Below are 13,227 nucleotides of genomic sequence, written 5' to 3' on the forward strand. Positions count from 1 at the left end.
GCGTCGTGCATCTCGGTCAGATCCTGAAGGCCCTGGACGACGAGGGCTTCGCCGCGGCGGCGCTCGCGGCCTTGGGAGACGTCGTGTTGCTCGCGGAAGTCCAGACGATGCGCGAGCACTACGACGAGACGCCGGGCGAGTACGTCGCCAACGCATCGCGCCGGTTCGCCACGCTCGCGCGGGACGACGACTGGCTCGCGCTCATGAACGCCATGGAGCGTCATGACGAACCCGCCCGCATCGCGCTCACGCACATGGTGAGATGGGCGCTTGCGGCGGATGCGGCCGACCGCGTCGCCGGCGACGCCCCGGCGCCCGCAAACGGAGACGCGGCCCAGGGCTGCGGCAGTGGACGCCGCGGGTGCGGGAATCCTTGATGGGCCAGTCCCTGGATCATCTGTTCGATCAAAACGTATCGTGGGCCAATCGCAAGACCCGAGACGATCCGCACTTCTTCCGCCGGTTGGCCGAGCAGCAGGCGCCTCGCTACCTGTGGATCGGCTGTTCCGACAGCCGCATCACCGCCAACGACGTGCTTGGCCTCGACCCCGGCGAGGTGTTCGTTCACCGCAACATCGCGAACGTCGTGCACACGAGTGATATGAACGTGCTCTCGGTGCTGGAGTTCGCAGTGGAGCACCTGCGCGTCGAGCACATCATCGTCTGCGGCCATTACGGGTGTGGGGGTATTCGCCGTGCGCTCGCCGCCGTGCGCGGCGCGATCCTCGATCACTGGCTGCAGCCGATCTCGATGCTCGTGCACAAGCACCGCGCAGTCTTCGAGAAACTCGACGATCAGACGAGGGTCGATCGCGTTTGCGAGATCAACGTCGAGATGCAGGTCCGTCGACTTGCCGCGACGCCGATCGTGGAGAACGCCTGGGCCCGCGGCGAAAAGCTCGAACTGCACGGTTGGATTTACGCCATCCACGACGGCCTGCTGCGTGACCTTGGCCCGCATCTGAGCTCGGTCGCCGAGCGCGACGAGCTCCCGTCCATCGATGTCCGCGTCCACGATCCTGTCGAACCGGTCAGCGCGATGAGGCGACAGGCGTTCGCTGCCTTCTCCGCCAGCGATGAGCATAACGGATGCTGCGCATAGGCCTATGAGCGAACATCTCGCTTCACGTTGCCCTGGGGTTCACCGAATGTCCAACACGTCCCAAAGAGTACCCATCACGGCGATCGTCTACGGTGAGGGTCAGTCTCCAGGCCCGCTGCTGGCGAGCGTGGCGACCCGTCTGAAAAGTTTGGGCAAGTCGGTTGCCGGCTTTGTGGAGAGAGAGGCCGTTCGCGCTGGGCGCAGCCGATGCGACATGATTCTCGCTGACCTGTTCTCTGGAGAGAGCATCCAAATCTCCGAGGATCGCGGCGAAGCAGCCCGGGGTTGCCGTCTGAACGTCGGTGAACTGCTGCGCGCCATGAACAGTGCGATGGAAGGGCTGAACGCGAGGCCCGATCTTCTTGTGATCAATAAGTTCGGCAAGGAGGAAAACGACGGCGGCGGGGTTCGGCCGCTCATTGCCGAAGCACTTCAGCGTGAAATCTCTATACTTATTGGAGTACCGCGGCGCAACTTAGACGGGTGGAGGCAGTTCTGCGGCCCTTACTGTCGGGAAATTGACATCTCAACTGCCGATACAGAGGGCCTAATCGGACATATATGCGAGTCAAAGATGATTGTTTGACGTGGTTATTATTTTATGTTATTTGAATCTATAGCACCGTTCAATAGTTTCAATAAATCTGTCACGAACAACTCCGTACTTACATTATGCTCTTCGCAAGCGTATTCAATTGAATGATAGTCCCCGAATGGGCATCCAATACATAAGAACTTATAATCAAGGAACACACGGATGGTCGCAGGCCAACGTGTCATTAAATCGTTGACCAGAAGATCAGACGTGATTGTGATCATGATCGATCTCCATTCTGGTATCATTTTTTACGTATCGCGACTTGGGTCTTTGTCGTATGGCAAACTTGGGGTGTTCTTGGCGCCGTCAGAAGGCCTACCTTTCAGTCATTCAGGAAAGCAAAGTGTTGCGAAATACATAGTACTATATATTATATAAGTGACAAAATTAACCTAAAATTACGAATCGAATTGAAAACGATCGAAAAAAGTTTGCCTGTCTACAAATACGTTGACAAAAATATCATCCTTTACTTCATTTCCATCTCCCGATATGCAGACTTTTCCTTCCGCATATTGGAAAGATGCCGTCGCCAGAAGGTTTTTGCGAATTCTGATTGCGCCGACATGCGGCTGGTTGGGCCGATGCCCAAATACGGCAACAGCTCCCGATCTAAACATCGCTTCTAGAACCTCACTCGTACGGTCAGAAATACGATTCACAGAACTCGCCCCAGCGGACGAGGGTTTAATTCTTTGAAAGTTGTCACGCGCATAGCACCAACAGTCGAACAGCGTAAGGACATTATTGTTCATTTTCATCTTCCTGATTAAATATAGTGGACTGCCTTCCGCGACTGATGATGGCGCATCGGGGCTATCTTCGATTGTGATGTAGTGTCGAGGTGAACTCATATCGCTGGACATACACAACCGCTTTGATCTGTATCGAACGCCGATCGCCTCGTGCACGCCATGCTGCCGTGGATCGAGGCCCTGCCGCGGTCGGTCCAAGTGCTCGTGCTGGCGCGCAAAGAGGCGCCGCGGCCCGCCGGCGAGGACCTCAGGTTCTTCTCGCGATGTCGTCTCTAAGAACTGGGTGGGCTTTTGTCTGCGCTTGCCACGCGATCACCGCCGACGAGGGCACTCGTCGCTCCGGATGAATTCATGGTTTGGCTATCGGACCCGTCGGGTATCACACACTTCACTAAGCCAGTCGGGACTGCCTCGCTAACCCAGCGCCTCCTGCCTCACTATCTCGAGACGGCTAACCGCGCCCTAGACGGTCACAAAGGGGCCGGAGGGCATGCACTGACCAGTTCTTTCCGAGGTCGGCTACAATCTCGTAACGCCCTGTGGCTGTACGCCCTTGGCTGGCCCCTTAGTGAAGCACAGATCTACAACAGCTTGAGCAAGATCACCCGCAAGACCGTCGGGAAGTCGATCAACCCGCATCTCGCCCGCGACTTCGCCGCCACCACGCTAGCCGTCGCCGATCCGCGCCACGCCCACGCCGCAGGCGCCCTGCTCGGCCACACCTCCCTCGTCACCACCGAGCGCCACTACCAGCAGGCACGGGGCCTCTACGCCCAGCGGCGCTACTATGAGGAACTCACGCGGTTGCGCGAGGGCGAGGACGTCACAGAAACGGGAACCGAAGACGGCGACGCGTAGGAAGCTGGAGGCGACTCCCGACCGCGCTCCTGCACCTCATTGGCTGCCAAACCGCAGCCAGAGCAACACCGCCGCAAGCGCCGCAGAGAGCGCCCCCATGATGAGACCCCCCTTGGCACCCAGTTCCTGCTCGGCACTAACGGCCTTTGGATGGTCGATCGACAAGAGGAAGGGCTTCTTCCTTGCCGCGGCGATCGACCATGTCGTGCGCGACATGTCCTCAGCGACAACGCTGTCTGGGGTTGGCAAGACGCCCAGGGTCGAGGGCTGAGGCCGCCAGCCCTCTCCTTGGGCACGGTCCCGATCCTCATCGTCGGCGTCTGTTGGGCCATGCTCTTCGATGTCGTCTGGCGCATACAGATCCAAATCCGTTTGGGAGACGTCTCCCAGGACGAAGAAGGGCGCATCAACCGGGATGATCTGCTCGACATAGCGGAACCGCGGGCCAAGGGTCCCCTGCACATCGTGGAGAAAACCCTGGCCCGGCACCCCGCCGACATGCAGCTTCGGTGAACGATCTTCCGGCGGCAGGTCCTGCCCCCGCCAGTCGGACCAGGCCGACGATACCATCGTGGCCTCGCCGGGCCAGACAGCTGCAACCGTCTTGCCATCGCCAAACAGAATGGGCCGGTCCGACTGCTCGTCGGTCGCCTCGCGCCACACATAGCGGTGACCGCCAGAGGACTCCGGTTCCCGAACCGATTCCCAGATCGTGGCCTTCCACCACACGCATTCACGCCCCGTCAGCGGGGCCTTCAGCAAGGGCCCCACGGTGAGGCCCCAGGCGAGGCGATAGCCTTCCGCGAGATCGGACACATCGACCGGGGCCTGCGTCTCGATGGCACGGACGTTCCGACGCGCCCACCACGTGGCGTAGAGGGATCCTCCAGCGAGCATGGCGACCATGCCCCATCCCCACCAGAAGACGACGCCGGGGAGAGCTCTGATCCACTCCATATCGCCCTCGCTGAATCCCCGGCTAAACGCCGGGGCTCCCAGCAGTATCTGCGGAAGCTGTTACGGAAATCGACATGCAGAAAGAGAATGATCGCCGTCGCCGAGGGCCAACTGGCCGAACGTCTTCCTGGACATTGGTACACCAGCATCACCCAGCGGCATCATCAGCAGATGCACCCGGCTGTACTCCACGCCTGGACGTGAAGCGGTGGCTCCCCGTGCTCGCCGAAGACCAGCAACCGTCCCATGCCTGTGGATCTGGCAAAAGAAACAAGCCCGGGGCATGCCGCGGGCGTCAGGGTCGGTTGGGGTCGTCCTGGAAGTGGTCAAAGCTTAGCCTCGGCCATTCGCCTCGTCGACGGTCATCTGCATCGGTGTTGCTCCCAAGGCGACGCCTCCGCTCGAAAGCGTTACCGTTTTTTCTCACCCTCCGGGTTTGGACGCACCATTTCCGAAGGTGACGGCGCCCGATCGTCCTCAACCGCGGTCGGGCGCCTGTCGACGAAAGTCTGGGCTCTCGATCGTAAGCGCGGCGGTTTGCTTCCATACTCCATTCACCGAATGTGATTAGAGTGGCGACGTCGCGCTGCGAGTCATTGTCGCCCACCCCCACCCAACGCAGACGGCGCGCCCGATCATCGGCGACCATTGGGCCATCAAGAACGAACACCTCCGCCAACGGCGCCGGAGGATGTTCGCCCAGGGTGATGGTTCGTAAAGGTGGTCTCGGGTCCGGGCTACCACCTCTGCCGAATTCAGATGCTGCACCGCAGAGTCAACTCTCGGTGGTTTCGCGTCCCCGCAACCAGCGTTACTTGCAGCCCGCCGTCACCCACGGCGGGCTGTTTGCGTTCGGCGCCCAGCGCCAGAATCCCGGCCAGATCCCCGACCACCTCGATCTCCAGCCGCCCGTTCTCTGGAACTAGCCGGATCTCCTCGATCAGCGAGCGGAGTATCTCCGTCGCCTGCGCGCGAACCTCCGGGCGGTTCAGTTCGGCGTGCAACCGCTCGACCCGACCCCGGTAGACCTCGGCCATCGTCGGGTGGAGCGCTGGGGCGGTCGCCGGCGCCTCCAACAGGGTCTTCTCCAGCGCGGCCTTGCGGCCCTCCAGTTCCAGCAACTCCTCCTTCATGCCTGGCGTCCGAATGCCCTCCTTGATCGCGTCGATGATGGCGCGGACCTGCCGCGTCACCTTGGCGAGGTCCGCCTCCGCCTTAGCCCGGCCCGCATCCCGGTCCCGGCTGAGCCGGTTCAGCTCCGCCACGTACTCCCGCGTGAACTCCCCCAGCAGTTCCGGCGCCAGGAGGTGGCTGCGCAGGCCCGAGAGCACGCTCTCCTCCAGCACGTCGCGCCGGATCGTCAGCATGTTCTCGCAGGTGCCGCGGTTGCGCGCGTTCGAGCACCCGTAGTGATCGCGGCTGATCTTCGAAAAGCCGCCCCCGCAGCACCCGCACCGGACGAGGTGGGAGAGCAGGTAGGTCGGGCGCCGAGCGCGCTCGCTGCGGATGCCGCCCTGGGCCTTATCGGTCACGGCCTCACGGATGTGCCCCTGCCGCGCCTTCACGCGCTGCCACAGCTCCTCGTCGACGATGCGCAACTCCGGTACCTCACGGCGCACCCACTCCTCCGGCGGGTTCAGGCGCGCCTGCCGCTTGCCCGTCGTGGGGTCCTTGATGAAGTGCTGGCGGTTCCACACCATCACGCCGGCGTAGAGGTCGTTGTTGAGGATGCCGGTCCCGCGCCGCCAGTTGCCGTAGATTGTGGAGGGGCCCCACGTCCGGCCGTCGGGGCCCGGGATGCCCTCTCGGTTCAGGCCGACGGCGATGTCGCGGGGCGACTTGCCCAGCGCGAACTCGTCGAAGATCCGGCGGACGATGGCCGCCTGCTCCTCGTCGATCTCCCGGCCGCCGCGGATCACCTCGCCACGGGCATCGTGCTCCTTGCGCACCCGGTAGCCGTAGCTGATCCCGCCCGCCGCGCGTCCTTCCTCGACTCGCCCGTGCAGCCCGCGATGCGTCTTCGCCGCGAGGTCCTTCAGGAACAGCGCGTTCATCGTGCCCTTCAGGCCGACATGCAGTTCGCTGATCTCGCCTTCGGCCAGCGTGACCAGCCGCACGCCCGCGAAGCGCAGATGTTTGTAGAGCGCCGCCACATCCTCCTGGTCGCGCGACAGGCGATCGAGCGCCTCCGCGACTACGATGTCGAAGCGCCCAGCCCGGGCGTCCTCCAGCAGCTTCTGGTACCCGGGGCGCATGCGGATCTGTCCGCTTACCGCGTGATCCGTATAGGTCGCCACGAGGTCGGCGCCCTCGCGCTCGATCCACGCCCGGCACGTGCGCATCTGGTCCTCGATCGACGCCTCACGCTGGCGGTCGCTGCTGTACCTCGCGTAGATCACGGCGCGCATGGTGGCACCTCCTGAAGCGAAGAATATCGGAGGGGCGGGGCCGAGCGAAAGGGCGCTGCACCCCCGCTGATGTGGATCGAGCAGCGAGGCTGGCCATCACAACCTCGGCTCCATGATCCAAACGGAGCCTCTCAATCTTCGTGCCGATCGTGCTCATCGAGCCTGCCTCCTGAAGCCAAAGATTACATCCTCGGGAGATGTCGGGTGCGCCAGCCAAGCGCCCTGATTCTGCTTGTATTGGCCTGTAGAAAATATAAAATTAATCAACTGATGCTGCTAGGTTGGGGGAATATTGAGATAATGACAATAGCGGTTATTTGGCAAGAAGATGATCTGCTATGGAGTGCCGCAGATACGCGCCTTGTCGTGGGGGGTAGCGATAGAACCACATCTGAGATTACGGCGAAGATTTATTCAATCGCTGTGTCCATCAGTGCGCTTCATCCAGGCCTCGCCGGACTCGAACGGCGTCAACCGCATTACTGGACCCAGTACGGATTCGTTTATGCGGGAGCAGTGCTGCCTGCATCCCAAACCGCTGTTACCGCGTCAACTCTTTTGCAGAATCTGGCACGACCAGGAGACCGCGGGAATCCTCCAACATTCGAGGAGATTTCCGAGTTTTTGCGCCGCCTCGCCTCCCGGTTCATGGCAGAGAGACGAAGTTTCGCCGGCGAGTGCCAGTCCAGTGATGAAGGGTTATTCTCAGCCGCATTCTTCGGATGGTGTCCATATGAATCCCAATACAAAATCGGACACATCGAGGGCCGCAGCGACGCGGGAGGCTTCAGGGTGGAACTAAGCTATCCCCCGCGACCGCAAACAGATGGTGAGCCGTGGCTGGTATTGGGTAGCGGTCGGAAGGCGTTCAATTCGTTGCTTGCGGAGTATCGCCGCAGCGAGAAGGACATAGCCAAGCGGATACCGCATCGTGTGATCGATCTAATGGTTGCCGAGGACCATGATCCTACAGTTGGGGGAGCAATATCAATTGGCGCAGCGCATGAGCGCGGTTTTGAGCTATTCTACACAGCTCAACCGATTCTAAATAATCACGCTGCGGCGCGTCGGCTTTTCAACGGATTGGATTTGGATACTGAGGTTGGAGCAGTGGGTCAATACATCGTAGCGACGAATGGGATCGCATAGGTACTGCTAAATACATCGGCCACGGCTGCGCACGGTAGATCTCAAGCCTTGGCTCGGAATCGAAGTTGCGCATCTTGCGACCTAGGCTCTCGGCACTGGTCGCGGATTGCCCGCCGGTAGGGCTGCGGTGGCTCGGGGTCCACGTTCCGACGCCTAGGCGTCGTCGTCTTCGGTTCCTGTCTCTCTGACGTCCTCGCCCTCGCGGACCCGCGTCAGTTCCTCGTAGTAGCGCCGCTGGGCGTCGAGGCCTTGCGCCTGCTGGTAGTGGCGCTCGGTGGTGACGAGGGAGGTATGGCCGAGCAGGGGGCTTGCGGCGCGGACGTGGCGGGGATCGGCGACGGCGAGGGTGGTCGAGGCGATGTCGCGGGCGAGATGCGGGTTGATGACCTTGCCGAGATGCTCGCGCGTGATCCGGGTCAGGCGGGTGTAGATCTCTTCCTCGCTCAGGGGCGAGCCGTGGGCGGAGACCCAAAGGGCGTCGCCGATGGGCGCCGTGCAGCGGCCCGTGAGCGCCATGAGCACGGGACGGTGCCGGTCGAGGTAGACGCGCAGGTGCTCGACGAGCAGATCCGGCCACGGGACCTCGATCGGGGTGGCGTTCTTCACCTGCGCGTCGGTGAGCGCGAGCAGCCAGACGCCGTCGGCCTCGACCAGCGACGTCCCCAGCGTCAGGTCGGCGAGATTTCCGCGCCGGAAGGGCTGCAGGGCGAGGAGGGCGATGATGAGGCCGTCGCGGTAGGCGAGGGCCTGCTGGCGGCGCGTCCGGCGATCCTGGGCGGTCTCCATCAACTGGAGGCCCAGCCCGAGCAGCTCGTCGGCGCTGACCATGCGGTCGCGCTTGGACTTCACGGGGCGGCCGCGGGCGCGAAGGCGCCGCAGCAGACGCTTCAGGAACGACCAGTCGTGGCGCGGACCCATCACCGTCGCCGCCGAGTGCAGCTCGTGGATCCGGTTCAGCACGGTCAGCGACGCGTTGCCGAGGCCGACGAGGCGGTCGATGTAGGTCTTGACCCGCTCCGGCGTGATCCGGTCGGCCGGCGGGCAGGAGGCGTCCAGCCAGCCCTGCTCCGCGAGGAAGGTCAGCCAGCGGCCATAGCCCTTCGCGACCGTGACGTTGCTCAGGGACCTGCGCCCGGCCCGTGCGCCGCCGTCGCCGAAGAGGTCATCACCGTGGAGCGCCTGCTCCCACAGCCGGCGATCCTCGGCGGGCCACGCCACGACCTTCATGCAGGCGCGCTCGGGCGCCTTGCCGCGTCCGTACTTGCCCCCGCTCATGCCCGCTCTCCTGCCCCACGCAGGCCGATCACCACGCCCTGATAGTGCTTCGTCGCCGCTTTGGTCTCGAAGCCGGCGTAGAAGCGGATCGTCGTCTCGATCGACTTGTGGCCGAGCAGGCGTCGGACGGTCTCGTAGTCGCCGGGGTTGCGGTCGAGATAGAGCTTGGCCGCGAAGTGGCGGAAGAGGTGCGGGTTCATCTCCAGACCCGTGTGCCTGCGGATCGCCCTCTTGATGATGCCGCGCATCGTCTGCCCGTCCTTGGCGCCGTCGACCCCGCCGGGAAAGAGCATCGACGAACCGGCCGGACCCAGCAGCGGACGATGCTCGTCGATGTACCACTGCAGCAGGTCACGGGTCTGGCGCTCGACCTCGAACTCCAGGTCGACCTCGTTCTTCACCTCGTCGCCCGGGATGACGAGGTGAAGGGACTTGCCGTGGCGCACGAGGTGGCGGTCAAGGCTGAGGAGCCGAAGGTTCTTCAACCGCATCGGCGCGATGAGCAGCAGCGCGATCGCGATCGCCGCCTGCGCCTTCTGCGCCGCCTTGCGCGGCGTGAGCTTACCCCTCTCGACCTCCTTGCGGATGGCGAAGGGCAGGGTGAGGAGTGCGAGCGTCGTCCTCGGATTGTCGAAGGGGCGCAGGCGGTCGAGGTTCTTCTGGGTCAGGCCGCGCCGCTTCGGCGGCTCGACCCGGCGGGCGGCGTCGCGCAGGGCCTTCAGCTCGGCCTCCGGCAGCTTCACCCAGTACCGTCCGATCGAGATCAGCACCGCGGCCACCTTCGAGAGGGCGGTCGAGGCCTTGCGGCCGTTCCGCTTCCACTGGCCCTGCAGCGCCGCCTTGTAGACGGGCAGCTTCACCAGATCCGCAAGGCCGGTCAGGGACGCCGCTTCGACCCCCTCCGCCACGGCGGACGAGGCGACCGAGCGCAACAGGTAGCGGTAGCTCTCGATGGTCGCGGGGCGCAGGGGCTTGGGTGGGCCGTCCTCGTCCATGATGTCATGACCGGCCTGCCGGGAGAGCCACGCCTCCGCATCCCGCTGCAGGCTGGCGGGGAACGCCGTCCACGGAAGGGTCACGGTCTTGCGGCGATCCACCACGACCGCAGCGACCTCGGGCCATCCCTCGATCGAAGTGCGGGCCGCATTCCAGGCGTGCGCGAACCGGCTCCAGACCTCGTGGGGACGGGACCGCAGGCTCGTCTCCAGCAGCGCCGTCCGCCACCTCCCCAGATCATCGCCCGTCACCGCCGCGGGGGCGATCCCCAGCGCCGACAGCCAGCGCAGTCCCGCCGAGAGCGCGTAGCGACGCTGAACAGGCTGCACCGCGTCGAGCAGCGAACCCCACTCCGGCGTGAGCACGGTCCTCTGGCGCGACGGCATGACGGGCTGCACCAGCTCCAAGGCCTTGCCGGTCAGCGACCGCGTGTTGGCCCAGCGGCCGGCGGAGATCCCATGGGCCAGGGGCGACACGCCGGATGTGAGCTGCGCCAGCGCGCGGGGCTCCGCCGGAATGGCATCGAGCGGGCGCCCCAGCACCCGGGCGACCGTGCGCAGGGCCGAGAGCATCTCGCCGCGCCGGCGCGGAGGCATGTCGACGGAGCCGATATGGACGGCCACGTCGGAGAGTGTGTAGCTTCGTGAAGCGTTCGTGAGTGACATCGGGGTCCTCGTGATGACAAGAGCGGACGGGAGGTCCGTTTCGTGAGAGTGTATGCGATGTAAAGATCGCGTTTACGCTCGATACATCGTCACGAAGACGTTCGACGGCACGTAGAACGTCATGTCGTGACCGCTCATGACCATCATCGTCACTTGCCGCCAAGAAGCCGCGCCACCTCATCGGCGGGCACGCGAACCGAGCGGCCGAAGCGGATCACGCGGACCTCGCCGGCCGCGATCATCCGCCGGACGGTGCGCACGCTGACCTGCAGGACGGCGGCGAGATCGGCGGCCGTGAGAGCCCGTGCGGGAGTATCGGGAGCCGTGCTGCCCCCGTGGTCAGTCCTGGTCATGAGAGGTCTCCTGCGGGGCCGGCGCCGTGACGGCCTCGGCGGACGGGCCCGCGTTGGCGTGGGCGTCCTGAGCGGCGGCCCGGGCGAGCAGTCGCGCCAGCGCGATGAGGCCCGGATGAGGCGCCTTCGCAGCGTCACGCTCCGGCGTCCGGGTAGGCCGGGAGGGGCGGGGAGACTGGGATACGGAGCGGCGCGACACGGCCCCGAGATACGGGTGAACAGGACCACTCAGAACAACGCGGCGACGAACTCGCGCGCCGATTGGATTGAAGGCGTTACGCCGTCTATCGAAGTTCGATGGAAATCAGAGCGGGGTGCACTGATTGATCAGGGCGTCGCAGAGCGGGGCCGGCGCAGAGAACCGATTCGGCGTCCCGATTGCTTCCACCGCTTGGGCGCCATCTCCTTCCAGACCCTGTCGAAGGCACGGGCGGAAAGGCCCTTGAACTTCCGCATCGCAAGCGCGCGGACCTCGGGCTTCGGGCCCGGGTAATCGCCGGCGTCCACCACCGTTTTGAACCAGGTCCGGCAACGCGTCACGGCTGCGGCTGACGTCCGCACAGCGCCCTTCTCGAACCAGAAGGTTGGGAGGGCGTATCCGGCGATCTCGCAGAACTGCCGCAGCGCGTCGCGCTCGATGGTCAGCGTGCGCAGGATCGGCACCGTCGTCGCCGCGTCGTAGGCATCCACGGTCACGGACGCCAACGTCGAGAAGGTGGCTTCAGCCGTGGCCTCGTCGGGCTCCGCGCCGACGGCCACCCATTCAATCCGCTCGCGCGGGTCGACGAGCGCACCGCCGTCCGGGAGGTCCGTGACGGCGGGAGCAACAGGCTCCCCGGGACGGACGAACAGCAATCCGGGGTGGCTGTCGATACCGGCCACCGCCTTCAGGAGGCTGTAGCGATAGTCGCCGTCGCGAGGGACGTGCCCAGCGGGCGGTTCGACGAGCAGGTCGCCCCGCCAAACCGCCTGGACGAGTATGGCGACGATCTCGTCTTCCGTGTAGACGACCGTCGGTTCACGCGCCCAAAACCTGGCGACGTCCGCAAGACAGAGACCCGTATCCTTGATGTGGTCCATCGCTTCTGCGTGCCGGGGGCACCGGCGATCGTCAACTGCAGGACACATTGTTCCCCATCTCAATACAGAGATTGTCGAGACCACCGCAGCATGAATGACATGCACGATCTCGCTGCACTACTTCGCTCCCTGGTCCCGCTGGACCTTCGCCTGCAATGGGGGCTGGACGAACCCGACAGCAAGATCGAACGCCTGACGAGCGCGACCAATCATGTGCTGATGGTCCGCCGGCGAGCAGGCGATGCCCTCGTGGTCCGTCTTGCCCCTGCCCGCGACGGGCAATGGGCCGATGTCGAGAAGACTGCCCTCGGATGGGCTGCCGCTGCGGGGATCGGCCCGGAGGTCCTGTACCACGAGGCGGGTGGGTCGATTCTGGTTACGCGAGCAATTGCCGGCCGACCGCTCGTTTTGGACGATCTGCAAGACCGGGAATTCGCCACCCGCATGGGACAGATGCTTCGTCGCGTCCACCGGTCGGATCTCGATCTGCCCGGCGTCGAGCTGCAGGACTTGATGGCCAATCTGGAAGAGGCGGCGACCGCGGCGCTGCCTGGCTTGGAGATCAGCGAGCGACTTCGAACGACGGTCAGCGAGGCACTCCAGGGGGTGCGTCCGCCGGTCCCGTCCCATGGCGACGCCCACGCCGGGAACTGGATCGTCACGATAGATGGGTTGCGGCTCATCGACTGGGAGTTTGCAAGGCGCCACGAGCCAGCGTGGGATCTGGCCACGGTCGGGCTCGACGTCGGTTGGGGCAGCGCCGGTGTCGATGCCCTTCTCTCCGGATACGGTGCGAGCGACGACGAGCGGTCGCGGTTGCGGCCAGCAGCACTCGTGGTCCTAGTTGTCGATGCCCTGTGGTCGCTTTCGGACGGGCGCGACCACGTGCGCGGCCTCGATCGTCTGCGCGCGGCAGAGCGCATGGCGGAGCAGGGAATCGAGAGGCTCTAGGATCCGTCAACGCGCTGTCGCACAGCGGGCGTAGCCAGCCTTGTCGTGGCAACGGGTTTCACCGGCGCGCTCATCCACAC

General features: G+C 64.2%; 14 protein-coding genes. 6 read left to right on the top strand and 8 right to left on the bottom strand.

The features are described 5' to 3' along the window. The first annotated feature begins 5 nt into the window (after positions 1-5). From ACX9GQ_RS21345 to ACX9GQ_RS21355, 3 genes are read left to right on the top strand one after another with little or no spacing between them, the layout of a single operon-like run. The gene (locus ACX9GQ_RS21345) at positions 6-377 is read left to right on the top strand and encodes a hypothetical protein (protein ID WP_459631619.1); all 372 of its coding nucleotides are present in this window, start codon (positions 6-8) and stop codon (positions 375-377) included. After that, positions 377-1,102, top strand: coding sequence for a carbonic anhydrase (locus tag ACX9GQ_RS21350; protein WP_459631620.1), 726 nt, complete (start codon positions 377-379; stop codon positions 1,100-1,102). The genes ACX9GQ_RS21345 and ACX9GQ_RS21350 overlap by 1 nt, the downstream gene beginning before the upstream one ends. Positions 1,103-1,148: 46 nt before the next feature. Next, positions 1,149-1,688, top strand: coding sequence for a DUF2478 domain-containing protein (locus ACX9GQ_RS21355; RefSeq protein ID WP_459631621.1), 540 nt, complete (start codon positions 1,149-1,151; stop codon positions 1,686-1,688). Between the two features lie 8 nt (positions 1,689-1,696). Here ACX9GQ_RS21355 and ACX9GQ_RS21360 read toward each other — a convergent pair whose 3' ends face one another. Both ACX9GQ_RS21360 and ACX9GQ_RS21365 read right to left on the bottom strand, forming a co-directional pair. Next, positions 1,697-1,945, bottom strand: a complete 249-nt coding sequence (locus ACX9GQ_RS21360; RefSeq protein WP_459631622.1) for a DUF1858 domain-containing protein — start codon at positions 1,943-1,945, stop codon at positions 1,697-1,699. A 153-nt stretch (positions 1,946-2,098) separates the two neighbouring features. Further along, positions 2,099-2,455, bottom strand: coding sequence for a hypothetical protein (locus tag ACX9GQ_RS21365; protein WP_459631623.1), 357 nt, complete (start codon positions 2,453-2,455; stop codon positions 2,099-2,101). Between the two features lie 591 nt (positions 2,456-3,046). Here ACX9GQ_RS21365 and ACX9GQ_RS21370 point away from each other — a divergent pair. Then, the gene (locus ACX9GQ_RS21370) at positions 3,047-3,313 is read left to right on the top strand and encodes a hypothetical protein (protein WP_459631624.1); all 267 of its coding nucleotides are present in this window, start codon (positions 3,047-3,049) and stop codon (positions 3,311-3,313) included. 36 nt (positions 3,314-3,349) lie between these two features. Here the strand turns inward: ACX9GQ_RS21370 and ACX9GQ_RS21375 are convergent, their stop codons facing one another. After that, a complete protein-coding gene (locus ACX9GQ_RS21375) occupies positions 3,350-4,219 on the bottom strand; it encodes a hypothetical protein (protein ID WP_459631625.1) in 870 nt (289 codons plus the stop codon). An 806-nt stretch (positions 4,220-5,025) separates the two neighbouring features. Then, on the bottom strand, positions 5,026-6,678 hold the full coding sequence (locus ACX9GQ_RS21380) for a recombinase family protein (protein ID WP_459631626.1): 1,653 nt from the start codon (positions 6,676-6,678) through the stop codon (positions 5,026-5,028). A gap of 204 nt (positions 6,679-6,882) precedes the next feature. Between ACX9GQ_RS21380 and ACX9GQ_RS21385 the strand changes: the two genes are divergently transcribed. Next, positions 6,883-7,827 (top strand): hypothetical protein, encoded by a 945-nt coding sequence (locus ACX9GQ_RS21385; protein WP_459631627.1) that lies wholly within the window; start codon positions 6,883-6,885, stop codon positions 7,825-7,827. 153 nt (positions 7,828-7,980) lie between these two features. Here the strand turns inward: ACX9GQ_RS21385 and ACX9GQ_RS21390 are convergent, their stop codons facing one another. The 4 genes from ACX9GQ_RS21390 to ACX9GQ_RS21405 form a co-directional block, all read right to left on the bottom strand. Beyond that, the gene (locus ACX9GQ_RS21390; RefSeq protein WP_459631628.1) at positions 7,981-9,102 is read right to left on the bottom strand and encodes a tyrosine-type recombinase/integrase; all 1,122 of its coding nucleotides are present in this window, start codon (positions 9,100-9,102) and stop codon (positions 7,981-7,983) included. Beyond that, on the bottom strand, positions 9,099-10,763 hold the full coding sequence (locus ACX9GQ_RS21395; protein ID WP_459631629.1) for a tyrosine-type recombinase/integrase: 1,665 nt from the start codon (positions 10,761-10,763) through the stop codon (positions 9,099-9,101). The genes ACX9GQ_RS21390 and ACX9GQ_RS21395 overlap by 4 nt, the downstream gene beginning before the upstream one ends. 149 nt (positions 10,764-10,912) lie before the next feature. Next, positions 10,913-11,116 carry a helix-turn-helix domain-containing protein gene (locus ACX9GQ_RS21400; RefSeq protein WP_459631630.1) on the bottom strand — a complete coding sequence of 68 codons (204 nt, stop codon included), beginning with the start codon at positions 11,114-11,116 and terminating at the stop codon, positions 10,913-10,915. Positions 11,117-11,443: 327 nt separating this feature from the next. Continuing rightward, positions 11,444-12,196, bottom strand: a complete 753-nt coding sequence (locus ACX9GQ_RS21405) for a hypothetical protein (RefSeq protein WP_459631631.1) — start codon at positions 12,194-12,196, stop codon at positions 11,444-11,446. Between the two features lie 90 nt (positions 12,197-12,286). Between ACX9GQ_RS21405 and ACX9GQ_RS21410 the strand changes: the two genes are divergently transcribed. Further along, the gene (locus ACX9GQ_RS21410; protein ID WP_459631632.1) at positions 12,287-13,147 is read left to right on the top strand and encodes a phosphotransferase; all 861 of its coding nucleotides are present in this window, start codon (positions 12,287-12,289) and stop codon (positions 13,145-13,147) included. Positions 13,148-13,227: the final 80 nt, after the last annotated feature.

Source organism: Alsobacter sp. R-9, from assembly GCF_054612375.1.